Raw genomic sequence first — 24,075 nt, forward strand, 5'->3', positions numbered from 1 at the left:
ATGATCCTGTCGGAAAAGGGCATGGGCGATCCGTCCGACCGGGATGCACGAGGACCGGACAGGCGGATTCCAGGTCCGAGCTGTCGCCCCTCCCGGTGGCACCGAGCGATCCGGACAGCCCTGTCCGGACCGGGGACCGTCAGGGGACCTCGGGCGAGGCGTACTCGCGCATCGCGTCGAGGAGCCACCGGCCCAGGAAGTCCGCGAAGGAGGCGCGGGGGAAGATCCGGAAGCTTTCCTTCCCGGTCTTCTCGAGGACCACCGGGATGTTGCCCACCTCGGTGCTCAGGGCTGTTCCCGGGGGGAAGCTGCGCGGGTGCAGGTCCAGGGAGCAGCCCTTCTCCAGGACGGCACGGGCCCGGGTGCCGGAGAGTTCGAACGTGGTGCGGTTCGCGGACAGGTCCACCACCTGGCCCGGAGCCCCGCCCAGGGCGGCGGTGAGGGAATCGATGAGGGTGCCACCGAGCGAGTCGTGGACGTCCTCGGATGCGACCACCAGGAACTCGGAGGGTCCCAGCCAGAGGACCCGGACGCCGTCGGCGCCGCCCACGTCACCGCAGCGGAGCGGCAGGCCGCCGGCCACCGCGGCGACCCGGGCGCCCTCCTCGGAGCGAGGGTCCACGCGGAGGCCCACCATGGTCCGGAACGGGCCCTCTCGGAGGACCACCGTCCCCTCGATGGAGCCGGCCTCCAGCGCGGCGGCCAGATGGGAGGCGGGGCTGCGCCGGATGTGCCGAAGCCCATTGATGCCGTTGAGTGCTGCTGTGTCAGCCATCCTTGCGGGTCCCTTCGGGGTCGAAAAGTACGGTCTCGGCGATGACGACCTCGACCAGCCGGTCGCCTGCGGCGGCCACCAGGGTCTCACCGATGCGGTTGCGGCCGTTCTTGATCAGCGCCAGGGCGAAGGTCCGCTCCAGGGCGGCGCTGGAGTAGCTGGAGGTGACGAAACCCTGCATCGGGACGGGACCGGAGGCAGGGTCGGTGCTGATGCCCTGCTCCACCAGCTGGGTCCCTTCGGGGAGCCGGAAGGAACGGTCCACGGGCAGCACGCTGACCAGGTGCTTGCGGTCCTCGCGCCCGGCATCGGCCCGGGCGTAGGACCGCTTGCCGATGAAGTCCTTGGCCTTGGACACCACCCATTCCATGCCCGCGTCCTGCGGGGTGACGGTGCCGTCGGTGTCCTGGCCGACGATCGGGTAGCCCTTCTCGGCGCGGAGCACGTGCATGGTCTCGGTGCCGTAGGGGGTGATGCCGAATTCGGCGCCTGCGGCTGCCACTGCTTCCCAGGTGTTCAACCCGTACCAGGACGGCACGTTGATCTCGTAGGCCAGTTCGCCGGAGAACGAGATCCGGCAGATCCGGGCCTGCACGCCGGAGGCGAGGGTGGTTTCGCGGAAGGTCATGAACGGGAAGGCGTCCGCCTCCAGCCCCCCGTCCGCTGCCAGGTCCGGTGCCAGCTTGGCGATGACGGCCCGGGATCTGGGCCCGACGACGGCAATGGTGCTCCACTGTTCGGTCACGGAGGTGCAGTGCACGTCGAGGTCGGGCCATTCGGTCTGGAGCCATTCCTCCAGCCAGTCCAGGACCTTGGCGGCGCCGCCGGTGGTGGTGGTCAGGAAGTAGCGGTCGTCATCGAGGCGGAGGGTCACGCCGTCGTCGAAGATCATGCCGTCCGCCATGCACATGACGCCGTAGCGGGCGGAACCCGGGGCGAGCTTCTTGAAGGCGTTGGTGTAGATCCGGTTGAGGAATTCACCGGCGTCCTTGCCGCGGATCTCGATCTTCCCGAGGGTGGTGGCGTCCAGAAAGCCGACGGAGTCGCGGACGGCGGCGCACTCGCGCAGCACGGCTGCGTCCATGTCCTCGCCGGCGCGCGGGTAGTACCAGGGGCGCTTCCACTGTCCCACGTCCTCGAACAGGGCACCGTGGGCCTCGTGCCACGGGTGGATCGACGTCCTGCGGGCGGGGTCGAACAGTTCGCCGCGCTGGCGCCCGGCGAGTGCCGCGAAGGCCACGGGGGTGAACGGTGCGCGGTACGTGGTCGTGCCGATGTCGCCGATGCCGCGGGACGCTTCGCCCGCTGTGCGGAGTGCGGCGGCGATGACGCCGATCGCGTTGACGCCGGAGGTCTTGCCCTGGTCGTTGGCGGTACTGATCGAGGTGTAGCGCTTGATGTGTTCCACGGAGCGCATGCCGGCGCCGGTGGAGCGCAGGACATCGGCCACGGACTGGTCGCGCTGGAAGTCCACGAAGTGGGAGTGCCAGTCGTCCGGCGTGCCGGCCTGGCCCGGGACCAGCCACAGCTGGCGGGTCGGGGCGGAGGAGGTCGGCTCGCCGAGGGCGGACGGCTGCGTGGCGGACTCGAAGCCGGCGGCGGTGGCGGCGGATACCCCCGCGGAGATGCCTTCGGCCAGGACGTCCGCGAGGTCGAAGCTGCCGCGGCCGGAGCCGATGGTCTGCTGGTTCGGGACCACGGTGCTCGGCACGAAAGCGGCCAGCTCGTCGTCCCAGCGCAGCTTGCCCTGCCGCTGGGAGTGGAGGTGCACCAGCGGGCTCCAGCCGCCGGAGACCGCCAGCAGGTCGCAGGCGATCTCTTCGACGTCCGCGGTGAGTTCGCCGTCGTCGTTGATGCCGCGGACGGTGACGGCGTTCAGTCGGCCCGTGCGGTCCGCAGCGGTGTCCGCCACCGCACTGCCGGTCAGCACCCGGGTGCCGGCGTCGACGGCGGCGGCTGCCACCCCGGTGAGGCTGGGGCGGGCGTCGACGACGGCCGCCACCTCCACGCCGGCGGCGCGCAGGTCCGCGGCGAGTGCGTAGGCGCTGTCGTTGGTGGTGCTGATGACCACGCGCTGTCCGGCGGCGACGGCGTAGCGGTTGAGGTAGCTGCGGACGGCGGAGGCCAGCATGATCCCCGGGCGGTCGTTGTTCTCGAAGACCAGGGGCCGTTCGTGGGCGCCGGGGGCGAGCACCACCTGTGCCGCACGCACGTGCCAGATACGCTGCCGGGAGACGCCGGGCGCTGCGGGGCTGGACAGGTGGTCGGTACGGTTCTGGACGGCGATCACGTAGTTGGCGTCGTAGGCGCCGAACGCGGTGGTCCGGTTGAGAACGGTGGACTCGGCACCGGACACCAGTTCCGCTTCGACGTCCGCCACCCAGTCCAGGGCCGGCTTCCCTTCGATGGTCTCTGCCGGCCCGGGAGCCGTGGACCCTGACAGGAGCGATCCGCCTAACTCGGGCTGGTCGTCGATCAGCATCACCCGGGCGCCGGTGCGAACGACCTCGCGGGCGGCGGCCAGGCCGGCGGGACCGCCGCCGATGACCAGGACGTCGGTGTGGACGTACTTCTTGTCGTACTCGGCACGGTCGTCCTCCGGGTCCAGCCTGCCCCGCCCGTCGAGCAGCTCCGCCGCCAGGCCGTCCACCAGGGTGACGGTCGTGGCCGGGAGCATGGACTCGGCCACGTGGCCGGGGAACCGTGGGTACACCTTCACCAGGGCGTTCGATTCCTCGACTCCGGCGGACATGATTCCTCGGGGGCGGTCCTCGTACAGCGAGTTGCCGACGGCGATCCGACCGTTGGCGAGCAGGGCGGAGGCGAGCGTGTCGCCGGGGTGGCCGGTGAACTCCTCGCCGTCCACGGTGAAACGCCAGGAGATGGTGCGGTCGATGCGTCCGCCGGTGGCGAGGCGGGCGTTCTGGGGCGTCACTTGGATGCTCCTTCCGGGGCGGTGGTGCCGGCTGAGGTGGCGGGGGCCGTGCTCGTGCCGGAGATGTCGGGAGCCGCTGTCCCGGTGGTGGTGCTGTCCGGGGCTGTGCTGGCGGTGCCGGACTCAGGTGCCGCGGCGGCTCTGTCCGGGCGGGCCGCGCCCATCGGGTAGACGGCCTGGATCTCGTAGGTCACGGTGTCGCGGAGCATGTTAAACCACTGGCGGCAGCCGGTGCTGTGGAGCCAGCGTTCGGCGAAGGCCCCCTTGGTGTTGTCCCGGTAGAACAGGAACTCGGCCCACTGGCGGTCATCCAGCGCTGCCGGATCCTCGGGGTAGGGCACGTGGGCCTGGCCACCGTAGTGGAATTCGGTCTCGTCGCGGGAGCCGCAGTTGGGGCATGAGATGAGGAGCATGTCCGAACTCTCTTCTAGTGGGCCACGGCGGCCGCGCCGTGTTCGTCGATCAGGGCGCCGGTCTCGAACCGCTCCAGCGCGAACGGCTTGTTCAGGTCGTGCGGCGTCCCCGTGGCGATGGTGTGGGCGAAGGTGAGCCCGGCCGCGGGGGTTCCCTTGAATCCGCCGGTACCCCAGCCGCAGTTGACGAACATGTTGTCCACCGGCGTGGTGCCGATGATGGGTGAGGCGTCGAGCGTGGTGTCGACGATCCCGCCCCAGGTCCGCAGCACATGCGCCCGCGCGAAGATGGGGAACAGCTCGACGGCGGCAGCCATCTGGTGTTCGATCACGTGGAAGGATCCGCGCTGGCCGTATCCGTTGTAGGAGTCGACGCCGGCGCCCATGACCAGTTCGCCCTTGTGGGCCTGGGAGACGTAGACGTGCACGTGGTTCGACATGACCACGGTGGGGTGGACCGGTTCGTGCAGTTCGGAGACCAGTGCCTGCAGGGGGTGGGACTGGATGGGAAGCCGGAAGCCGGCCATCTCCGCCAGGACCGAGCTGTGGCCGGCAGCGCACAGCCCTACCTTCTCGGTGGAGATGGTCCCCCGGTTGGTCTTGACGCCCACGACGCGGTTCCCGTCCTTCAGGAAGCCCGTGACCTCGCAGTTCTGGATGATGTCCACGCCGAGCTCGTCGCATTTGCGCGCGAAGGCCCAGGCCACGTGGTCATGCTTCGCGATGCCGGCGCGCGGCTGGTACGTGGCGCCCATGACCGGGTAGCGGATGTTGTCGCTGATGTTCAGGATGGGGCACAGTTCCTTGACCTGCTGGGGGTCGAGCCACTCGGCATCCACGCCGTTGAGCTTGTTCGCCCCGACCCGGCGCATGCTCTCGCGCACATCCCCCAGGGTGTGGGCCAGGTTCATCACACCGCGCTGGCTGAACAGGAAGTCGTATTCGAGCTCTTCGGGCAGGATCTCCCAGAGCTTGAGGGCGTGCTCGTAGATGGCCGCGCTCTCGTCCCAGAGGTAGTTGGAGCGGATGATGGTGGTGTTCCGGGCCATGTTGCCGCCGGCCAGCCACCCCTTCTCCAGGACCGCGATGTTGGTCATGCCGTGGTTCTTGGCCAGGAAGTAGGCGGTGGCGAGGCCGTGCCCGCCGCCGCCGACGATCACCGCGTCATAGCTCTTCTTGGGGTCGGGGTTGTGCCAGAGGAAGTCCGGGTGCTCCGGAAGAAGATCGGCCATCATGCCACCTCGGTCGCGTCGGAGGAGAGGTTGGGGTAGAGAGGGAACTTGTGGGCCAGGATCTCGACCCGCTGCCGGAGTTCCGCCACGGTCTCGTCGCTGAACTCGCGCTTGAGTGCTGCGGCGATGATGTCCGCGACCTCGGTGAACTCCGTCCTGCCGAAGCCACGCGTGGCCAGCGCCGGTGTGCCGATACGGAGACCGGACGAGACCATGGGCGGACGCGGGTCGAAAGGCACTGCGTTGCGGTTGACCGTGATGCCGATCCGGTGCAGGCGGTCTTCGCCCTGCTGGCCGTCCAGTTCCGACGTGCGCAGATCCACCAGGACCAGGTGCACATCGGTGCCACCGCTGACCACGGTCACCCCTGACTCCGCGACGTCGGCGGACAGCATGCGTTCCGCGATGATGCGGGCCCCTTCCAGGGTGCGTTCCTGGCGGTCGCGGAATTCCGGCTCGGCAGCGAGCTTGAACGCGACAGCCTTCGCGGCGATGACGTGCTCCAGCGGACCGCCCTGCTGTCCGGGGAACACCGCGGAGTTGACCTTCTTGGCGATGGCGGCATCGTTGGTCAGGATCACACCACCGCGCGGGCCACCGAGGGTCTTGTGGGTGGTGCTCGTGACGATGTGGGCGTGAGGAACGGGGCTGGGATGGAGCCCTGCAGCCACCAGGCCTGCGAAATGCGCCATGTCCACCATCAGGTATGCGCCTACCCGGTCCGCGATGCGGCGGAACTCGGCGAAGTCCAGCTGCCGGGAGTAGGCGGACCAGCCGGCGACGATCAGCTGCGGCTTGTTCTCGACCGCCAGGCGCTCGACCTCGGCCATGTCGATCAGGTGGTCTTCCTCACGCACCCCGTACGGGACGACCTTGTAGAGCTTGCCGGAGAAGTTGATGCGCATCCCGTGTGTCAGGTGGCCACCGTGCGCGAGGTTCAGCCCCAGGATGGTGTCGCCGGGCTGGATGAGGGCGAACATCGCCGCTGCGTTGGCCTGGGCACCTGAGTGGGGCTGCACATTCGCGAATTCGGCACCGAACAACGACGTGAGGCGGTCGATGGCCAGCTGCTCGATGACGTCGACGTGCTCGCAGCCGCCGTAGTACCGCTTGCCCGGGTAACCCTCGGCGTACTTGTTGGTCAGGACGGATCCCTGCGCCTCCATGACCGCGGTCGGGGCGAAGTTCTCGGAGGCGATCATCTCGAGAGTGCCCTGCTGGCGTGCCAGTTCCTGCTGCATGGCGGCATGGACCTGGGGATCGGTCTCTGCGAGCGAGCGGGTCAGAACGTCGACCATCGTTGTCTCCTATGGCTGCAACTAATATCCGTTTGATATATTAGTAGTTGGCCATAAGTATTCTACTGTCCCTCAAGGGTGTCAACAGCGTGGCGCGGTTCGGGCGATACGCCTCAGGCGGCGAAGAGCGCTTCGCGCACCGCGTGCTCGAAACCACTGACGTGGTTCCGCGCGAGTTCCGCGGCCCGGGCCTCGTCTCCGTCGATGACCGCGCGCAGCAGGTCCACATGCTCGTGCACATGACGGGAGAGGTCGGGCAGGCGGTCCAGGACCATGCACCAGATCCGCGTCGCCAGATTGTCGTAGCGGATCAGGACGTCCTCGAGGTGGGGGTTGCCGGCCGCCGCGTAGATGCCCTGGTGCACGCGGGCATCCAGGCGCAGGGTCTCGACGACCGAAGCAGCACTCGTGTCGAAGGACTCGACCGCGCGGATCACGGCGCGCAACTGCTCCTTCATCGACTCCGTCGCCACCCGCGCTGCCCGGGAGGCGGCAAGCGGCTCGAGCTGGGTGCGGATCTCGGAGATGAACGCGAGGTCGGTGACCTCCACCCGGGTGGCGAAAGTACCCCTCCGTGGATAGGAGACGACGAGGCGGTCCAGCTCCAGCCGCTTCAGGGCTTCACGCACCGGGGTCCGGCCGACGCCGAGGTCCTTGGCGAGGGCGTCGTCGTTGATGAGGTCGCCAGGCTTGATGTCGAGTATCAGCAGCCGGTCCCGGATGCGCTCGTAGGCCACATCGGCCAACGACCTCTTTGCCTCATCGGCGGCTGCCAGAACTTCCAAAGCCATGACGCGAATCCCTTTCCCCTTCGAGCCGGGAGGGCTCTTGACCCTCACCGCATCACCAGTATACGCTCTCATCCAGTTGTAATATATCAGTGTACGACGTTTGAATATATTCAGAAGGAGGAGACATGACCCTAGTGGCGACAGATTCATCGACCAGCACGCTGCCCCAGTCGGAGGCCCGTGCGGAAGACCAGACGCAGAGGTTCGTGCTGACGCTGTCATGCGTCGAACGTGCGGGCATCGTCCAGGCAGTCACCACCTTTCTCTTCGAACGTGGCTTCAACATCGACGAGCACCAGCAGTTCGATGACGGCCTCCGCCAGACACTGCATCTGCGCTCCGCCTTCTCGGGCTCCTCGGCCTACACCCCGGAGCGGCTCCAGGAGGAGTTCCGCCCCATCGCCGACCTCTTCGACATGAAGTTCAGCTTCCATGACCAGACGAAGCAACGCATCCTCGTGATGGTGTCCAAGTTCGGCCACTGCCTGAACGACCTGCTCTTCCGCTGGCGCGGCGGCAGCCTGGGGGGTGAGATCGCCCTCGTGGTCTCCAACCATGAGACCCACCGGGCCATGGCCGAGGCCGCCGGCCTCCCCTTCATCTACCTCCCGGTCATTCCCGAGACGAAGTCGGATGCCGAACGCCGCCTGCTGGAACTGGTGGACGAGCATGACATCGACCTCGTCGTGCTGGCCCGGTACATGCAGGTCCTGTCCGACGACCTCTGCCGCGCCCTCGAGGGCCGTGCGATCAACATCCACCATTCGTTCCTACCGGGATTCAAGGGTGCACGCCCCTACCACCAGGCCTACGATCGCGGCGTGAAACTGGTCGGCGCAACGGCCCACTACGTGACGGCGGAACTGGACGAAGGGCCCATCATCGAACAGGAAGTGATCAGGGTGGACCACAGCTATGGACCGACCGCCCTTTCGACGGTCGGCCAGGACGCCGAAGCACTGGCTCTCTCACGCGCGGTGCGGTGGCACTGCGAGCACCGCGTGCTGCTGGACCGGACCAGCACCGTCGTGTTCCGGTAAGCACGAGCCCCCAGACCAGCACGGACAACCCATGGATATCAGCAGGAGAAGCCACATGGCATCGACGCCAAACATCGTCATCATCGGAGCTGGGATCGTCGGCACGAACCTCGCGGACGAACTGGTCACCCGGGGATGGAACACCATCACGGTCCTGGACCAGGGGCCCCTGAACATGCCCGGGGGTTCCACGTCCCACGCCCCGGGTCTCGTCTTCCAGACGAACCCCTCGAAGACCATGGCCTCATTCGCCAAATACACCGTCGAGAAGTTCCTGTCCCTGACCGAGGACGGCGTCAGTTGCTTCGACCAGGTCGGAGGCCTCGAAGTCGCCACCACAGAGGCACGCCTGGCGGACCTGAAGCGGAAGCTCGGATATGCCGCTTCCTGGGGAATCAGTGGAAAGATCCTCTCCAGCGCCGAGTGCAAGGAGCTCTACCCGCTCCTGAACGAGGAGGACATCCTGGGCGGGCTCCACGTCCCGACCGACGGTCTGGCGCGTGCCGCCCGTGCCGTCCAGCTGCTGATCAAGCGCACGGAAGCCGCAGGCGTCCAGTACCTGGGCAACACCACGGTCACGGGCATCGAGCAGTCCGACCGTCGTGTGACCGGGGTCGTGACTCCGGACGGTGTCATCCCCGCCGACATCGTGGTCTCCTGCGCAGGCTTCTGGGGCGCCAAGATCGGCGAGATGATCGGCATGGTCGTCCCCCTCCTCCCCCTGGCCCACCAGTACGTGAAAACCACTCCGGTGCCGGCCCGCACGGGCCACAACGAACTTCCCGACGGAGCGTCGCTGCCGATCCTGCGTCACCAGGACCGGGACCTCTACTACCGCGAACACGGCGACCGCTACGGCATCGGTTCCTACGCGCACCGTCCCATGCCCGTGGACCTCGATGACCTGGGCTCCTACGACCCGGCCGGCATCAGCGACCACAACATGCCCTCCCGTCTCGATTTCACCCTGGAGGACTTCCTCCCGGCCTGGGAGGACACCAAGCAACTGCTTCCGGCACTGCGGGAATGCGAGATCGAGGACGGCTTCAACGGCATCTTCTCCTTCACGCCCGATGGCGGGGCCCTGGTGGGTGAGTCCAAGGAGCTCGACAACTTCTTCGTGGCCGAAGCCGTCTGGGTGACCCATTCGGCCGGTATCGCCCGGGCCGTCGCTGAACTCCTGACCACCGGCACGTCCCAGATCGACCTCGGTGAATGCGACATCCACCGTTTCGAAGAGGTCCAGCTGACCCCCGAGTACGTCAGCGAGACGTCCCAGCAGAACTTCGTGGAGATCTACGACGTCCTGCACCCGCTGCAGCCCAAGCTGTCCCCCCGCAACCTCCGCGTCAGCCCTTTCCACGCCCGCCACAAGGCCCTGGGCGGGTTCTTCCTGGAGTCCGGCGGATGGGAGCGCCCCTACTGGTTCGAAGCGAACGCGGACCTGCTCAAGGAGATGCCGGCCGAGTGGCAGCCCCCGGCCCGCGACGCCTGGTCCGCGATGTTCAGCTCGCCCATCGCAGCCGCTGAAGCCTGGAAGACCCGCACCGCGGTGGCCATGTACGACATGACCCCACTCAAGCGCCTCGAGGTCTCCGGACCGGGAGCACTGAAGCTGCTGCAGGGGCTCACCACCGGGGACCTGTCGAAGAAGCCCGGGGCAGTCACCTACACCCTCCTGCTGGACAGCGCCGGCGGCATCCGGAGCGACATCACCGTGGCCCGGCTGAGCGAGGACACCTTCCAGCTCGGAGCCAACGGAAACATCGACACCGCCTACTTCGAGCGGGCCGCACGCCATCAGACCGAGAGCGGAACCGCCGGCGACTGGGTACAGGTGCGCGACACGACAGGCGGCACCTGCTGCATCGGCCTGTGGGGCCCCCTCGCCCGGGACCTGATCAGCACTGTCAGCAGCGACGACTTCTCCAACGACGGTCTTCGCTACTTCCGGGCCAAGCAGGTCGTCATCGGCGGCGTCAGCGTGACTGCGATGCGCTTGTCCTACGTCGGCGAGCTGGGCTGGGAACTGTACACGAGCGCGGACAACGGCCAGCGCCTCTGGGATGCCCTGTGGAAAGCCGGGCAGCCCTACGGCGTCATCGCCGCGGGTCGGGCCGCCTTCAGCTCGCTGCGCCTGGAGAAGGGCTACCGCTCCTGGGGCACCGACATGACCACCGAGCACGACCCCCTGGAGGCCGGCCTCGGATTCGCCGTGAAGATGACCAAGGAGGACTTCGTCGGAAAGGCTGCCCTGGAAGGCCGCACCGAGGAGAACTCCGCCCGCCGCTTGCGCTGCCTGACGGTCGACGACGGACGGAGCCTCGTACTGGGCAAGGAACCGGTCTTCTACAAGGACCAGGCAGTCGGCTACGTCACCAGTGCCGCCTACGGCTACACGGTCGCCAAACCGATCGCCTACGCGTATCTTCCTGCCGAAGTCAGCCTCGGGGACTCGGTGGAGATCGCGTACTTCGGACGGCGCATCCAGGCCACCGTCACCGCGGATCCGCTCTACGACCCCACGATGACCAGGCTCCGCGGCTGAGCGACCCCGCCGTGCCGGGCCGGCCGGCGCCGTTCGCAGGCTTCGTCGGGCAGGGAGCAGTAGCGATTGCCGCTATTGTCCGTACCGTTCTCGGTGCGACTTCTCCCGCATCCGCCCGTAGTGGGCGGGTACCTGTCCGGACTACAGCACAGCCCTGATGTGGTTCTCGAAATCGGTGACGTGGCGGCTGGTCAACCGCGCAGCAGCTTCGGAGTCCCCCGCCGCGATATGTTCGAGCAGCTCGATGTGCTGGGCGATGTGCTCGGACACCGGCGGGAGCTTTTCGAGCACCAGGCTCCAGATCCGCGTTGCGAGGTTGTCGTATCGGATCAGCACGTCCTCGAGATGCCTGCTTCCGGTGGCCCGGTAGATCATCCGATGGACCCGCATGTCCAGCCGCATGAGATCCTGCTGGGACTGCATCCCCGGCAACAGCTGCCCGACGTCCCGCGCAAAGTCCCGGAGCTCGCTCCGGAGCTGCGGCGAGGCATGTCGCGCAGCCCGCGCAGCTGCCGCCGGCTCCAGGAGCTGTCGGATCTCGGAGATCTCGGCCAGATCCGTGATGTCCACGCCGGCGGCGAACGTTCCGCGCCGGGGGTAGGCCACCACCAGATGGTCGCTCTCGAGCCGTTTCATGGCTTCGCGGATCGGCGTCCTGCCGACGCCGAGTCGGCGGGAGATGACGTCGTCGTTGAGGGGCTCGCCCGGCTTGATGTCCAGGACGATCAGTTCGTCGCACAGAATCCGGTAGGCGAAGTCGGCGAAGGATTCGTCGTCCTGCCTTCGCGGCGCTGACGGATCCTCCGCCCGCACCGGTGCTCCGCCAGCGTCTGCCATCTCCAGGTCTCCTCCCGATGAGCCCCGGGCCTCGACGCCCCAGTTCCCGATCCATCCTATTCGCGCGCCCGACCTATGGACGTGCACCCCGCCGTGAACTAAAGTATCACTGATATATCAACGCTTCCGGGCAGGACATATCAGCGTTAATCCTCTGAACACGAAAGAAGTGTGTTCATGAAACATGATCCCCCGAAGGTGGAGGGGGTGAACCCACGAAGTTCACCTCGTCGGCGGCAGCATCGTGACCGTCGGATCATTCGAGGCCGCACCTTTTCCGCTCGGGCTGACGTCCGAGGGCCGCGGCCGATCGCAGACTCATGCCTCACCGAGCAAAGGACCCGCTCATGGCTTTTGATAGTGACCTGAAATCCCACGTACCCGAGGAGTTGCCTGCGGACGAAGGCGCCGGAGGAGACAGGCAACCTGCTGCCCTCGACCCGGAGGCAGGAGTCGCACCCCCCGTGGCCGATGGTTTGTCCGACGCCGAGTCCGAACAGATCCTCGACGAGCTGCGTCACGCCAGGACCGAGCAGGAAGTCGCGGACCGCCGGAACCACAAGCTCGTTCTCGACAAGGTCACGTTCGGCATCACGGGCGCCATCGCCATCGCCTTCGTCATCTGGGGCTTCGCCGGCCGCGACAGCCTGTCCAGCACCTCCACCGGAGCCCTCAATTGGGTCATGGAGTACACCGGATGGTTCTTCATGCTCATGGCATCGCTCTTCGTGGTCTTCGTCCTGTGGCTGGCCGTGGGCAAGTTCGGCAACATCCCGCTCGGCAAGGACGGCGAAAAGCCGGAATTCCGGACCATCTCCTGGGTCGCGATGATGTTCGCCGCGGGCATGGGCATCGGGCTGATGTTCTACGGCGTGGCCGAACCGCTCTACCACTACATCTCCCCCCCGCCCGGAACAGTGGATGGAAGGACACCCGCAGCAATCCAGACGGCCATGGCCACCTCGATCTTCCACTGGACCCTGCACCCCTGGGCCATGTACGCCGTCGTGGGTATCGCCATGGCCTACGGGACCTACCGGCTGGGCCGCCGGCAACTGATCTCCGTCGCCTTCACGTCTCTTTTCGGCGTTCGGACGGTCGAAGGGCCGGTCGGGAAGTTCATCAATATCCTGGCCATCTTCGCCACCCTGTTCGGCACCGCCGCGTCGCTGGGCCTCGGCGCCCTGCAGATCGGTAGCGGCATGACATCCAACGGTTGGTTCGGTGAGATCGGCACTCCCGTGCTCGTGGCGATCGTCGCCGTCCTGACCCTGTGCTTCGTCGCCTCCGCCGTCTCCGGGATCAGCCGTGGCATCCAGTGGCTCTCCAACATCAACATGGTCCTGGCCGTCGTCCTTGCACTGATCGTCTTCGTCGCCGGACCCACCCTTTTCATCCTCAACCTGATCCCCTCCGCGGTGGGTGACTACGTGCGGGACCTCGCCGAGATGTCCTCCCGGACCGAAGCGGTCGGCGATGAGTCACTGCGTAGCTGGATGACCAGCTGGACTATCTTCTACTGGGCCTGGTGGGTGTCCTGGACGCCCTTCGTAGGCCTCTTCATCGCCCGCATCAGCCGCGGCCGCACCATCCGCCAGTTCGTCACCGGTGTGCTGCTGGTGCCCAGCCTCGTCAGTGTGATCTGGTTCGCCATCTTCGGAGGCGCTGCCTTCAACGTCCAGCAGGAAGCCGACGAAGCGAACACGCCCGGCCTGGTCACCGTGGTCGACGGGACACCGACCGTCAACTTCGACGGGGCGCTGTTCGACCTGGTCAAGAACCTGGGCATGGCCGACTGGGCCACCGGTGCCGTGATCGTGCTGGCCATGGTCCTGGTCGCCATCTTCTTCATCACGGGCGCCGACGCTGCGTCCATCGTGATGGGATCACTCAGTTCCAATGGCGCCGAGCACCCCCGCCGCGCAGTCGTCATCTTCTGGGGCTGCCTCACCGGCGCCGTGGCGGCGGTCATGCTGCTGGCAGGCGGAGATGAACCATCCGAAGCCCTGGCAGGCCTGCAACGGATCACCATCGTTGCAGCGCTACCGTTCGTCATCGTCATGCTGCTGCTCTGCTTCGCCCTCACCAAGGACCTGCGTCGGGACCCTCTCTCCTTGCGGCGTCGCCTGGCCACCTCCGTCGTGGAGCGGGCCATACGCACCGGCGTGGAACAACACGGCGGCGCTCAGTTCGACCTCGTGACGAAGCATGAGTGCGCGGAGAAGTGCTCCGACTCGGATTGTCCCGGAGGGCCCGCGACGGGAATCATCCCGACCGTCGAGCACCGGGGCTCCAGACCGTCCAGTTGATGGCTGCGCAGCTCGAGTAGCAACCCACCCCGGCGGCATGCGGCCTGTCCCGGCCCATGCCGCCGAGGCATACGCAGGGCCGGCACGCCGCCGCCTCTCGCTCCCGCGACGGACTCCTGAACGCTTGCCGCGTCGGCAGCGTACCGCGGTCCGTGGTGTCAGGGATCGTCGCGGGGCCGGGCGGTGAGGATCCGGCGGGCGCGGGCCTGCAGGATGCCGAGCGCCTCCTGGATGAGGGGCGATGAGATGCTGCCCCTGCGCACAGCAGCGATGATGCGCCGTGAAGGCTTCCCCCTGCCGGTGATGCGTAGTCGAACCACCTTCTCGGCACTGTGCAGCGGCGCCAGGCGCGGCAGCAGGCCCACGCCGAGTCCCGCGCCGACGAAGGCGATCTGGGTCTCCCATTCGACGGCCTCATGGGCGATGCGTGGCGTCATCCCGACTGCCGTGAAGGCCGCCGTGAAGAGGGAGCGGTAGGTGGAACCAGCAGCGTCGGTGATCCAGGTCTCCGACGCCAGTTCTTCGAGCGCCACCGTTTCCCGGGATGCGAATGGATGATCGGCGGGGATGATGACGTCCAGGGGATCGTCGAGGAGAAGTGTCTGCTCGAATCGCGAATCGTTCTCCACCGAGGAGTCCGACTGCATGGCGACGACGACCGCCAGGTCGATCCGCTCGGCGACCAGCAAGTCGAAGCAGCGCGTCGGGTTGGCCTCGAGTACCTGAACCTTCAGCAGAGGGCGTGTCGACCGGAGGGTGGCGGCCAGCGGCGCGAGCAATTGGGCGGCCGCCGTGGAGAATCCGCCGAGCCCGAGAGTGGACTGCATCCTGTCGCCGGCCTCCATGGCCGCTGCGCGGAGGCTCTCCCACTCCGTGAGGAGGGTGTCCGAGCCCTCCACGAGGAAGCGGCCCGTGGCGGTCAGCCGTATGCCGCGACCGTCCTTGGTCAGCAGCTGCATTCCGAGTACGCGCTGGAGCTCCCGCAATTGCGAGGAGACGGCGGAGGGAGAGTAACCCGTCAGTTCCGCGGTGGCACTGATGGTGCCGCACTGGGCGAACACCCGGAGGGTTATGAGCCGTGGGTCGATCATGCACCCATGGTGCACTGTCCTCACCGGATTGTTGCGCTTTTATCGCAATGTGAATGGCCCTAACCTCGTGACAACACCGTTAGCGGCTCCGCCTGTTCCGCCCGTGATCATTCCTGCGACCTGCACAGTCACCCCGTCCTTTTGGAGGAACCCATGTCTGCTCCAGTGAACGTGCCCCTCAATACACGCGGGAGACTTGTTTCCTCGGTGCCTGCCGAGCAGCTGGCAGAAATCAGCGAGCTGTTCGGTTTCCGGCGCGTTGGATTTTCGCTCGATGCCCCCTTCTACACCGATCCGCCGATCTTCAGCATCGACATGCAGGCCATCTTCGGCCGGCACTGGATCTTCGCCGCCAGCATCGCCGAGCTCCCGGAGCCGGGCGACTACGTCACCGTCGACTACGGGCCCTACTCCCTGATCGTGCTGCGCAATGACGACGGCGGCGTGAACGTGCTCCACAACGTATGCCGCCACCGCGGCGCCCGCGTCCTGACCGAACCCGCGGGGACCACGGGAAACCTGGTGTGCGGTTACCACTCCTGGACCTACTCCCCCGAGGGCGATCTGATCCACGCCTCCGCACCCGGGGAGACGACGTTCGACAAGGGCTGCTTCGGCCTCAAGCGCGCCTCCAGCCGCGTGGTCGCCGGACTCGTCTTCGTCTGCATCGCCGACGAACCGCCGACCGATTTCGACGAGACCTCGAAGATCTTCGAGCCCTACCTCGCACCCCACGATCTGGCGACGACGAAAATCGCCTACCAGCAGAACATCATCGAAGAGGGCAACTGGAAGCTCGTCATGGAGAACAACCGTGAGTGCTACCACTGCGACGGCCACCCGGAGCTCGCCTGTTCCCTCTTTCCCACCTGGGGCCTGACGGAGGGGCTGATCCCGGCACACCTCGAGGAAGTGTGGGACCGCAACAAGGAAGCGCAGTCCTCGCTCGAAGAGCGTTGCCGCCGCTACGGCCTTCCCTACGAGGTCGTCGAGGAGCTCGACACCCGCGTGGCGGGAATCCGCATCTCCAGGGAATCGCTCGACGGCGACGGCGAATCGTTCTCCCCCGATGGGCGCCGGCTCTCCAAGAAGCTGCTCGGTGACCTGCGGGACTTCCGCCTCGGTCGCTGCTCGATGCACCTGCAGCCCAACAGCTGGTTCCATTTCCAGGGGGACCACGTCATCACATTCGCAGTCTTCCCTGTCAACGAGCACCAGACACTGGTACGCACCACCTGGCTGGTGGCCGACGACGCCGTCGAAGGCATCGACTACGACCTGGAGAAACTCACCTATACCTGGAAGCAGACGAATCTGCAGGACAAGGCGTTCGTGGAACTGTGCCAGAAGGGCGCCGGCAGCCCCGCCTACGAGCCCGGCCCGTACATGAAGAGCGAATACCAGGTGGAGGCGTTCATCAACTGGTACGTGCAGCGCGTGCAGGAGCATATGGCATGACCGAACCCCGGCCCGACACGGCAGCCCAAGAACCCCAGCGCATTCGCGGTCTCGAGATGCCTTGGAACAGGGTGATGAGCAGCACCGAAGGACCGGCCGGTGCCGCCCGCGCCTTGGGCCCCTGGCATCCGCAGGAGTTCCTGGCCGAATGTGTCGAGGTCGTTCCGGAGGCGGGCGGGATGATGACCTTCGTGTTCCGCCGCTCCGACGGGGCGCCTTTGGCGTTCCGCGCAGGCCAGTACGTGAACGTCGCCTTTCCCGTGCACGGTGAGGACCAGGACGCCGTGGACCGCAGCTACTCCCTGTCCAGTTCACCCACCAAGCCGTGGACCTTCGACATCACGGTCAAACGCGACCCCCTGGGACTGGTCTCACCATGGGTGCACGAGAACGTCCGACCCGGTACGGTCCTCGAGATGCTCGGCCCGATCGGGGCATTCCACCTTCCTGACGCCGACCGGAGGGCGAGATACCTGCTGCTGGCTGCCGGTGCAGGCATCACCCCCATCATGTCGATGGTGCGGACCATCCACTCGCTGCCCGGGAAGGCCGATGTCATCGTGCTCTACCACGGAGCGGCGGCCGGAAACTTCGGTTTCCACAAGGAACTGGCCTACATCGTCTCCGTGGACTCACGCATCAGGGTCTTCTACTCACTGGGAGACCGCCAGAAACTGGAAGGGTGGGAATGGCTCACCGGGAGGCTGGCGGCGGACATGCTCGACGAGGTGGCCCCCGACGCGAACGGCCGGCAGGTCTATGCCTGCGGCCCCGAGGCTTACCTGAACACTGCCGCCGAACTCCTCGAGAAGGTCGGCGTCGACGACACCTCCGTCCACATGGAGTTCTTCTCGGGAGACCGCCAGACGCTCCTCGAATACGAGGTGGAGCTCGCGCACGCAGTGGATATGGCGGAGGAGATGGCGGAGGAGATAGCCGGTTCCGCCGAGGATTACTACGAGAGCCGGCCCAGCGGCTTCGGGCTCTACGAGCCCGGCTACGACGCCGAGGGAACCCTGAAGGCCACGGGACTGCCGCTGGAAACCTTCGACCCGCATGCGCCCGGCCCCGATGCCCCCGACGGCAGTCCGCACGGAGGGCCGGACGCGGTGCCCCCCGATGCCTCGAGCTTCGACACGGTCGGGACGGGGAACCTCACCCTGTCCTTCCTGCGCACCGGCGTCAATGTGCGGATCGACCCCACCGAACATATCCTCGGGGTGGCCCAGCGTGCCGGCGTCCGGATCGGCGCGAACTGCAAGGAAGGCATGTGCGGCTCCTGCAAGGTCGTCAAGCTCTCCGGGGAGGTCGAGATGAACCACCAGGGCGGGATCCGGGCACGGGAGATCGACGCCGGCAAGTTCCTGCCCTGCTGCTCCACCGCGCGGACCGACCTCGTGATCGATGCGTAGCCCTTTCCAGCTGCCCTCCGCCGTAGACCTCCTGTGCGGTGCGCGCCGTCCCTGCCGGCGGCATCTCCCCCACGCAGGGCCCGACCCGGGTAGATTCTCTGGAGTCGGAGCGGCTGGAGGATCCCGGACGCGCACACCAGGGGAACGCAGGTCGTCATGGGTATCTTCAGCCGCCGGGGAGCATCCGGCCGCGTAGCGGGCAGGGACCCGATCGCGGCCTTCTGGCAATGGTGGGCCGACGACGGCGAGGAGCTGCTGACGACCGCCACGAGGGCCGGGGACTTCGACGCCTACGTCGACGTCGTGACGCGGCACGTCAGGGCGATCGCCCGCGGCCTCGAATGGGAGACGCGGTCCGGCGCCGACGCCGAGCACACCCTCTGCGTCTCCAGCGGCGGGGACGCCTCCCTGCGGCCGGTGGCCGAGCGGTGGTACCGCGCCGCCCCGCCGCCGAGCAGCCGCTGGTCCTTCGTGGCCGCCCGCAGCGCCAAGCCGGACATGCTGGAGTCGATCATCACCTACCGCGGCAGGACCTTCGACCTGAGTCTCACGCGCGTGCACGCGGCGGTGGCCCGCGGGGGTGACGGCTTTATCCTGTCCGTGCACAACCCCGGTTTCACGGGGCAGTGGGACGACGAGCACGGCCTCTGCGTCCTGCTGCTCGAGTGGCTGCTCGGCGAGGACGACGTCGAGCGCTGGGTACGCCGTGTGGACTGCCTCGTCCACGACGTCGAGGACAGCATCCCCGCCGCCGAGCTGCCCGCACGCGTGGCGGAGCTGGCGCAGGCATCGCCGGAACCGCACTGGCTGCTCATGCAGGGGACACTGGGATCCGGCGACCCCATCCTCGTGCGGGTCCTGCGGCCGCTGCGGTGGATCGACCACCCGCGCTTCGACCTCCACACGGCGCTGCGCATCCCGTTCGACGCCGACGAGCAGGGACTCCCCCGAGCCGCGGCGTCCGACGACCTGGGCGGGCTCGAGGACAGCCTGGTGCGGGCCCTCGGGATGCGGGGCATGCTCGTGGCGACAGAGACCTCGAAGGGCGCCCGGACCTTCCACTTCTACTCGGACGCCGAGGACCAGAACGGCCGGGACGCCCTCGACGCCGCCGCACGTGAGCGCCGGTCCGTCACCGCGAAGCACTCGCTCGACCCGGGCTGGAGGAAGGTGCAGGACTTCGCCTGACCGTCCGCATCCCGCCACCCACCGGCGGGGCCCACAGGCCCCGTACAGCTAGGCGTCGGCCGTCCCGAACGCGGAGACGATGATGGCGGCGATACGGCGGCCGTCGGCGATCGCGGTATCGGCGTCGGCGCCGCGGAGGATCATTCCCAGGACCCCTGTATAGACCAGGACGAGGTGCTGCGCCAGGTCCTCGGATCGGCCGGCTCCGACCAGGCCTGCAGCAAGCTCCCCGAGCCTGTCGGCCAGCAGCCGTGTGTCACCCGCCAGGATGTCCTCCAGCTCTGGCCCGCGGGACGGCGCCTCGGCGGTCACGCCGAGGAAGACGCACCAGCGCGACGGGTGGAGGCTGCGCCGGTGCAGCGCCAGTGCGTCGAAGACGGCGAGCACCTTCTCCTCGGGTGTGTCCGCAGTGTCGATGCACTGCTGCCACGTGCGGTCCCATGCCGAGAGCCGGCGCTGGAGGGCCTGGGTGATGAGACCCTCCTTGTTCCCGAAATGCGCGTACAGGGTCGCCGGCGAGACCCGGGCGCGCTCGAGGATGGCATCGACGGGGGTGACGGTGACACCCTGCATCGAGACCAGTTCTTCTGCTGCATCGAGGAGTCTCTCCCGTGCGGATGGTTGCGTCGTCACGCCACAAGGATATAACGTTCGTTTCAATGAAACGATCGTTATGGTCCCGCCGTCCGGCACCCTCCACCGGGTTCGCCGTGTCGGCCATCGCCCTCATCGCCGCCACCTACGGCCTGGCGCGCCTGGGGTACGGCCTGTTCCTGCCCGCCTTCTCCGCGTCGTTCTCCCTGTCCCCCACCGTGGCCGGGCTGACGTCGTCGGGCGCCTCGGTGCTGTACTGCGTCTCGGCGGCCCTCGGCTTCCGGTACGCACCCGGCCATCCCCGCGCCGTGACCCTCCTCGCCGGTCTCTCGGCGGCGCTCGGCAGCATCGGGGTGGCCTGTGCCCAGGACACGGCGATGTTCACCGGTGCCGTGCTCCTCGCCGGAACGGGTGCGGGGTTCGCGTCGCCGGCCCTGGTGGAGCTCGTGCAGCGGAACACCGCCCCTGCCCGGGAGGGGAGGCTCCAGTCGGTCGTCAATTCGGGGACGGGGTTCGGCGTCGTCGCCGCGGGCATCCTGTCCCTCGTGCTCGGCGACGCCTGGCGGGTCGCCTGGCTCCTGATCGCGGGCATCGCCCTGGCCTCGGTACTGTCCGTCCTCCGCCTGGACAGGATCCTGGCAGTACCGGCAGGGAACGGCCCGCGGAGACGCGAGGCGCCGTCACTGGTCGCGCGATCGAGCGTCCGGGGGCTCGGCAGGCCGCTCGCCGGCGCCTTCGTCTTCGGCCTCGGCTGCGCCGCCGTGTGGGTGTACGGACGGGCGACCCTCGAGGAGAGCGGCATGACCGCGTCCATGTCGGCCGGCGCGTGGATGGCGCTGGGAGCCGGCGGCGCCTGCGCGATCCTGGCCGCCCGCTGGCTCGCGGACCACCGCGTCCCGATCACCTGGTCGGTGACGGCCCTCGGCACGGCGGGGGCGACAGCGCTTCTCGGGACAGCGGCCGGCAATCCCGTCCTCGCGTACCTGGCAGCGGCCGTCTTCGGTCTCGCCTACACGGCGGCGACCTCCGTCCTGATCCTGTGGGCGTCGTCCGTCGCCGAGAACAGCGCGGGCGGAACGTCCCTGCTCTTCACCGCGCTCGTCCTCGGACAGGCGGCCGGGGCCCCCCTCGTGGGTTCCCTGATCGAGGCCGCCGGTCCCGCACTCGCCTTCTCCGCGGCCGCTGTCGCCTGCGCAGCCGGCACCGTCGTCACCGCCGGGCCGGCCGCAGCGGCCCACCTCCGGACCGGCCGACGGGCAGGCGTGCCGTCGTGACCGGCAGCCGCGGGTCGTCGGCAGGCCCGCCGCCGCGTCCCGCCACCGGCCCTCGGCGCACGACGGTCAGAACGCCGACGACGGCAGGTCCCGCTCACCCTCGCGGATGGCAGTGACGATGCGGCCCGCGACGGCCACGGGGTCCTTGCCCTGCGGCAGCTTCGGGGCCGAGCCCGCGATGGGCCGGGCGGGCAGCCCGGTCTCCGTGTGCGGCGGCCGCACGTCCAGGACCCGGACACCCTGCCTCCGGAGCTCGAGCGTGAGGGCTTTGCCGTAGGCGCTGAGGCCGGCCTTCGTCACGGAGTACGCGGCCATCCCCGCCGTCGGGCTCTCCGCGACGACGGCGCTGATCTGCGCGATGAACGAATCCCGGGCGAGCCTCGGCGCGATGTCGCGCACGAGCCGCATGTAGCCGAGGAGGTTCACGAGCAGGAGCTCGTCGAGGGTGTCGTCATCCACCTCGACGGCGGGGCCGAAGGCGACGACGCCCGCGGCGAACACCATGCCGTGGAGTTCGCGGCCGTACACGGCAGCGGCGATGTCCGCAGGGCCCGTCGGCCGGCCGAGATCCGCGGCGACCTGCCCGACGACGGCGTCGCCGAGTTCGTCCGCGAGCTGCGCCAGCTTCTCCTCCGACCGGCCGGTCAGGGTGAGCTGTGCGCCGTGCGCCGCCAGCTGCCGGGACAGCTCCGCACCGAGCACCCCGGTGGCGCCGACGACGAGGACGTGGGAACCGCTCAGCTCAGTCATTGGCAGAGTGTAGCAACGCACCGGCACCGCTCCGGGCGTGCAGCGGCGCCACTACAGTGTGGGGATGGGCGAGATGCAGAGCTGGCAGTCGATGGTGGACACGAACGCGGCCCGACTCCTGCGCACCACCGGCCGGACGCCGGCGGAATGGGCGACTGAAGCACGGCAGGCAGGGGTGACCAGCCGCGAGGACCTGTCCCGATGGCTGAAGGGCCAGGGCGTCACGGGGTACAACCTCATGAGCGTCGACTGGGAGGTCTTCGGACTGCCCGACTTCTTCCTCCGCTCCGCCGACGAGCTGTACGACGCGCAGTACCAGGACCGGCCGCTCCTGAAGCCCATCGCGGACCGCCTCATCCTCTGGGCTGCGGAGACACCGGGGGTCGTGATCCAGATGCGCAAGACCTATGCGTCGCTGCAGACCACCCGGCGCAAGTTCGCGCAGATCACCCCGGGCACCAGGACGGCGGTGGACCTGTACTTCCGTCTGGCGGTACCGGAGCTGCCCGGCCTCGAACCGGTGCGGGCGAATGATCCGTTCGCGTGGCGCGTGCGCCTCCGCGCCGTGGACGACGTCGACGACGCCGTCCTGCAGGCGCTCACTGTTGCGCTGGAGGATAGCCTCGCGCGTTCCTCCGCTTGAGGTCCTCGAGTTCCTGCTGTGCCGCGGCGTCCGCTTCGAGCTCCTCGAACGCCTGCTGCAGGCGCGGCGACGAAGGATCTGTCCAGGACAGCTCCTCACGGGCCTGGGCCTGCGCCTCGAAGCGGCGCACCTCGAGCTCGGCGTTCCGGCGCGCGGCGTCGATCGCCGCGGCCTCCCTCGACGACGACGCCAGAGCGTCGTGCACGCCGATGGCGGCCTGGGCGGCCGCGCGCCGGGCGAGCAGGGCGTCGTACTCCATCGCGTTCTGCTGCACACGCTGTTCGAGCCGCTGCACGTCGTCGTGGAGCCGGCGGGCCTGCTGCTCCGCTTCGTGCAGTTGCCGGGTCAGCGTCTCGAGACGCCGTCGCGCCGTCATCGACTCCCGGATCGCCGCCCGGGCGGCGTCGTCGTCGCCCCGCTGCACGGCGGCGGCCGCAGCAGCCTCGACCCGGTTGAGGTAGGCGGCGGCCTCGTTCGCGGCGAGGCCCACCCGGTGATGGTGGGCTGCGACATCGGCCGCTCCACGCCTCGCCTGGTCGAGCAGCGAGCGCTGCGCCAGTTGGGCGTTCTGCGCCTGGACCCGCGGATCCTGCTTCGCTTCGGTCGCCGCATTGCGGTTGGCCTGCACGATGCGCGTGATGCGGCGTTTGATCGACACGGTCGGACCCCCGGGGTGACTGGATGGAGTGTGCTACCTAGTGGAACCGGTCACCAGCCCTGCCGGTTCCCGTAACTGTCCCGCCACGTGCTCATGGCGGAGATCTCGGTGCGGAGGCGGCTGGTGGCCTGATCGAGCTGGAGGGTGTCGATGGACCGCGACGTCTGGAGGAGGCAGCGGCGGAGATCGGCGGAGAGGTCGTCGAGGGCACGCGCCTGAGCGGCCAGATCCGTGGTCAGCTCCTGCTTCAGTGTCCGGTTCGGCTCGCGGTCCGCGACCCTCAGCAGGTGTTCGAGGGAACCCGCCGCCCGGTCGATCTCGGCAGCGGCCCGGGGCAGGTCACCGACCGGCTGCCCCTGCGCCGTAGCCTCGGCGAGCGCGAGATGCGTGGCACGCGAGGAGCGCTTGAGCTCACCGATGAGCCGGGCGGGTTCACGGGTGAGGCGGTCGGGCGCGTAGGCGCGGGCGGCCAGCAGTCCCCGGTCCCTGGTGCGCTCGATGATCCGCGACCGACGGACCTTCCGCACCACCAGCCAGCCGGCAACCCCGGTCCCGGCACCCATGGCTGCCAGCACGCCGGCGCCGATCGCCAGGGCTTCGACGAAGGTCTCAAGCACGACACGACTCCGGAGTCTGTTCCATCCCTCCAGTCTGCCCGCGTGCCGGGACAAATTCCACCCGGGGTCCCGGCACCGGACGGGTCCTCGCCCTGCTCCTCGCCCTGAGCGCCGACCATCGGGGGAACTGTAGTTGTAAACGTTTACACCGTACTGCTCAGTAGTCTGGTGATCTCCTGACAATTTCCGCAGGAAATGCGCAAGGGCAGTAG

The 24,075-nt window shown here is 68.1% G+C and carries 20 protein-coding genes; 8 read left to right on the forward strand and 12 right to left on the reverse strand.

Annotated elements, in window-relative coordinates; all coding sequences use genetic code 11:
* Window positions 1-139 precede the first annotated feature (139 nt).
* The 6 genes from ACX80L_RS02500 to ACX80L_RS02525 form a co-directional block, all read right to left on the reverse strand.
* Complete coding sequence (locus ACX80L_RS02500; protein WP_459287469.1) at window positions 140-775, reverse strand: sarcosine oxidase subunit gamma; 636 nt, start codon at window positions 773-775, stop codon at window positions 140-142.
* A complete protein-coding gene (locus ACX80L_RS02505) occupies window positions 768-3,710 on the reverse strand; it encodes a 2Fe-2S iron-sulfur cluster-binding protein (RefSeq protein WP_459287471.1) in 2,943 nt (980 codons plus the stop codon). Before ACX80L_RS02505 ends, ACX80L_RS02500 begins: the two co-directional genes overlap by 8 nt.
* A complete protein-coding gene (locus ACX80L_RS02510) occupies window positions 3,707-4,123 on the reverse strand; it encodes a sarcosine oxidase subunit delta family protein (RefSeq protein ID WP_133081252.1) in 417 nt (138 codons plus the stop codon). Before ACX80L_RS02510 ends, ACX80L_RS02505 begins: the two co-directional genes overlap by 4 nt.
* A gap of 14 nt (window positions 4,124-4,137) precedes the next feature.
* Complete coding sequence (locus ACX80L_RS02515) at window positions 4,138-5,358, reverse strand: sarcosine oxidase subunit beta family protein (protein ID WP_459287473.1); 1,221 nt, start codon at window positions 5,356-5,358, stop codon at window positions 4,138-4,140.
* A complete protein-coding gene (glyA, locus tag ACX80L_RS02520; RefSeq protein ID WP_459287475.1) occupies window positions 5,355-6,653 on the reverse strand; it encodes a serine hydroxymethyltransferase in 1,299 nt (432 codons plus the stop codon). The genes ACX80L_RS02515 and glyA overlap by 4 nt, the downstream gene beginning before the upstream one ends.
* A 113-nt stretch (window positions 6,654-6,766) precedes the next feature.
* On the reverse strand, window positions 6,767-7,444 hold the full coding sequence (locus tag ACX80L_RS02525) for a GntR family transcriptional regulator (RefSeq protein WP_459287477.1): 678 nt from the start codon (window positions 7,442-7,444) through the stop codon (window positions 6,767-6,769).
* A gap of 125 nt (window positions 7,445-7,569) precedes the next feature.
* Here ACX80L_RS02525 and purU point away from each other — a divergent pair, with 125 nt between their 5' ends.
* Both purU and ACX80L_RS02535 read left to right on the forward strand, forming a co-directional pair.
* A complete protein-coding gene (purU, locus tag ACX80L_RS02530; RefSeq protein WP_133081256.1) occupies window positions 7,570-8,484 on the forward strand; it encodes a formyltetrahydrofolate deformylase in 915 nt (304 codons plus the stop codon).
* A gap of 55 nt (window positions 8,485-8,539) precedes the next feature.
* Window positions 8,540-11,032 (forward strand): GcvT family protein, encoded by a 2,493-nt coding sequence (locus ACX80L_RS02535; RefSeq protein ID WP_459268047.1) that lies wholly within the window; start codon window positions 8,540-8,542, stop codon window positions 11,030-11,032.
* Between the two features lie 141 nt (window positions 11,033-11,173).
* Here ACX80L_RS02535 and ACX80L_RS02540 read toward each other — a convergent pair whose 3' ends face one another.
* Window positions 11,174-11,869 carry a GntR family transcriptional regulator gene (locus ACX80L_RS02540; protein WP_208739336.1) on the reverse strand — a complete coding sequence of 232 codons (696 nt, stop codon included), beginning with the start codon at window positions 11,867-11,869 and terminating at the stop codon, window positions 11,174-11,176.
* A gap of 347 nt (window positions 11,870-12,216) precedes the next feature.
* Here ACX80L_RS02540 and ACX80L_RS02545 point away from each other — a divergent pair, with 347 nt between their 5' ends.
* Window positions 12,217-14,178: a BCCT family transporter gene (locus tag ACX80L_RS02545; RefSeq protein ID WP_459287479.1), complete on the forward strand. Its 1,962-nt coding sequence runs from the start codon at window positions 12,217-12,219 to the stop codon at window positions 14,176-14,178.
* Window positions 14,179-14,336: 158 nt separating this feature from the next.
* Here the strand turns inward: ACX80L_RS02545 and ACX80L_RS02550 are convergent, their stop codons facing one another.
* A complete protein-coding gene (locus ACX80L_RS02550; protein ID WP_459287481.1) occupies window positions 14,337-15,269 on the reverse strand; it encodes a LysR family transcriptional regulator in 933 nt (310 codons plus the stop codon).
* A gap of 153 nt (window positions 15,270-15,422) precedes the next feature.
* Here ACX80L_RS02550 and ACX80L_RS02555 point away from each other — a divergent pair, with 153 nt between their 5' ends.
* The 3 genes from ACX80L_RS02555 (at window position 15,423) to ACX80L_RS02565 (ending at window position 19,327) form a co-directional block, all read left to right on the forward strand.
* Window positions 15,423-16,727 carry an aromatic ring-hydroxylating oxygenase subunit alpha gene (locus ACX80L_RS02555; RefSeq protein WP_459287483.1) on the forward strand — a complete coding sequence of 435 codons (1,305 nt, stop codon included), beginning with the start codon at window positions 15,423-15,425 and terminating at the stop codon, window positions 16,725-16,727.
* Window positions 16,724-18,139: a ferredoxin reductase gene (locus ACX80L_RS02560; RefSeq protein WP_459287485.1), complete on the forward strand. Its 1,416-nt coding sequence runs from the start codon at window positions 16,724-16,726 to the stop codon at window positions 18,137-18,139. The genes ACX80L_RS02555 and ACX80L_RS02560 overlap by 4 nt, the downstream gene beginning before the upstream one ends.
* Before the next feature lie 156 nt (window positions 18,140-18,295).
* A complete protein-coding gene (locus tag ACX80L_RS02565; RefSeq protein ID WP_459287487.1) occupies window positions 18,296-19,327 on the forward strand; it encodes a DUF695 domain-containing protein in 1,032 nt (343 codons plus the stop codon).
* 48 nt (window positions 19,328-19,375) lie between these two features.
* Here ACX80L_RS02565 and ACX80L_RS02570 read toward each other — a convergent pair whose 3' ends face one another.
* Window positions 19,376-19,960, reverse strand: coding sequence for a TetR/AcrR family transcriptional regulator (locus tag ACX80L_RS02570; RefSeq protein ID WP_459287489.1), 585 nt, complete (start codon window positions 19,958-19,960; stop codon window positions 19,376-19,378).
* A gap of 26 nt (window positions 19,961-19,986) precedes the next feature.
* Between ACX80L_RS02570 and ACX80L_RS02575 the strand changes: the two genes are divergently transcribed.
* Window positions 19,987-21,195 (forward strand): MFS transporter, encoded by a 1,209-nt coding sequence (locus tag ACX80L_RS02575; protein WP_459287491.1) that lies wholly within the window; start codon window positions 19,987-19,989, stop codon window positions 21,193-21,195.
* A gap of 66 nt (window positions 21,196-21,261) precedes the next feature.
* On the opposite strand, the gene ACX80L_RS02580 is transcribed toward ACX80L_RS02575, so the two are convergent.
* Window positions 21,262-21,945, reverse strand: a complete 684-nt coding sequence (locus ACX80L_RS02580) for an SDR family NAD(P)-dependent oxidoreductase (RefSeq protein WP_459287493.1) — start codon at window positions 21,943-21,945, stop codon at window positions 21,262-21,264.
* 64 nt (window positions 21,946-22,009) lie between these two features.
* Here ACX80L_RS02580 and ACX80L_RS02585 point away from each other — a divergent pair, with 64 nt between their 5' ends.
* Window positions 22,010-22,588, forward strand: a complete 579-nt coding sequence (locus ACX80L_RS02585) for a DUF5655 domain-containing protein (RefSeq protein WP_459287495.1) — start codon at window positions 22,010-22,012, stop codon at window positions 22,586-22,588.
* Here ACX80L_RS02585 and ACX80L_RS02590 read toward each other — a convergent pair.
* Together ACX80L_RS02590 and ACX80L_RS02595 are read right to left on the reverse strand one after the other, a co-directional pair.
* The gene (locus ACX80L_RS02590) at window positions 22,545-23,246 is read right to left on the reverse strand and encodes a PspA/IM30 family protein (RefSeq protein ID WP_133081268.1); all 702 of its coding nucleotides are present in this window, start codon (window positions 23,244-23,246) and stop codon (window positions 22,545-22,547) included. The genes ACX80L_RS02585 and ACX80L_RS02590 overlap by 44 nt on opposite strands.
* 50 nt (window positions 23,247-23,296) lie before the next feature.
* Entirely contained in the window at window positions 23,297-23,863 is a 567-nt protein-coding gene (locus ACX80L_RS02595; RefSeq protein ID WP_459287497.1) for a hypothetical protein, read from the reverse strand.
* Window positions 23,864-24,075 lie beyond the last annotated feature (212 nt).

It is taken from the genome of Arthrobacter sp. MDT1-48-3 (assembly GCF_054511015.1).

Bases quoted from the DNA above. Each gene is read 5' to 3' on its own strand.
- ACX80L_RS02585 (WP_459287495.1), top strand. From the start codon at position 22,010: ATGGGCGAGATGCAGAGCTGGCAGTCGATGGTGGACACGAACGCGGCC.
- ACX80L_RS02575 (WP_459287491.1), top strand. From the start codon at position 19,987: ATGAAACGATCGTTATGGTCCCGCCGTCCGGCACCCTCCACCGGGTTC.
- ACX80L_RS02565 (WP_459287487.1), top strand. From the start codon at position 18,296: ATGGGTATCTTCAGCCGCCGGGGAGCATCCGGCCGCGTAGCGGGCAGG.
- ACX80L_RS02500 (WP_459287469.1), bottom strand. From the start codon at position 775: ATGGCTGACACAGCAGCACTCAACGGCATCAATGGGCTTCGGCACATC.
- ACX80L_RS02555 (WP_459287483.1), top strand. From the start codon at position 15,423: ATGTCTGCTCCAGTGAACGTGCCCCTCAATACACGCGGGAGACTTGTT.
- ACX80L_RS02515 (WP_459287473.1), bottom strand. From the start codon at position 5,358: ATGATGGCCGATCTTCTTCCGGAGCACCCGGACTTCCTCTGGCACAAC.
- ACX80L_RS02525 (WP_459287477.1), bottom strand. From the start codon at position 7,444: ATGGCTTTGGAAGTTCTGGCAGCCGCCGATGAGGCAAAGAGGTCGTTG.
- glyA (WP_459287475.1), bottom strand. From the start codon at position 6,653: ATGGTCGACGTTCTGACCCGCTCGCTCGCAGAGACCGATCCCCAGGTC.
- ACX80L_RS02550 (WP_459287481.1), bottom strand. From the start codon at position 15,269: ATGATCGACCCACGGCTCATAACCCTCCGGGTGTTCGCCCAGTGCGGC.
- ACX80L_RS02510 (WP_133081252.1), bottom strand. From the start codon at position 4,123: ATGCTCCTCATCTCATGCCCCAACTGCGGCTCCCGCGACGAGACCGAA.
- ACX80L_RS02545 (WP_459287479.1), top strand. From the start codon at position 12,217: ATGGCTTTTGATAGTGACCTGAAATCCCACGTACCCGAGGAGTTGCCT.
- ACX80L_RS02560 (WP_459287485.1), top strand. From the start codon at position 16,724: ATGACCGAACCCCGGCCCGACACGGCAGCCCAAGAACCCCAGCGCATT.
- ACX80L_RS02580 (WP_459287493.1), bottom strand. From the start codon at position 21,945: ATGACTGAGCTGAGCGGTTCCCACGTCCTCGTCGTCGGCGCCACCGGG.
- purU (WP_133081256.1), top strand. From the start codon at position 7,570: ATGACCCTAGTGGCGACAGATTCATCGACCAGCACGCTGCCCCAGTCG.
- ACX80L_RS02535 (WP_459268047.1), top strand. From the start codon at position 8,540: ATGGCATCGACGCCAAACATCGTCATCATCGGAGCTGGGATCGTCGGC.
- ACX80L_RS02540 (WP_208739336.1), bottom strand. From the start codon at position 11,869: ATGGCAGACGCTGGCGGAGCACCGGTGCGGGCGGAGGATCCGTCAGCG.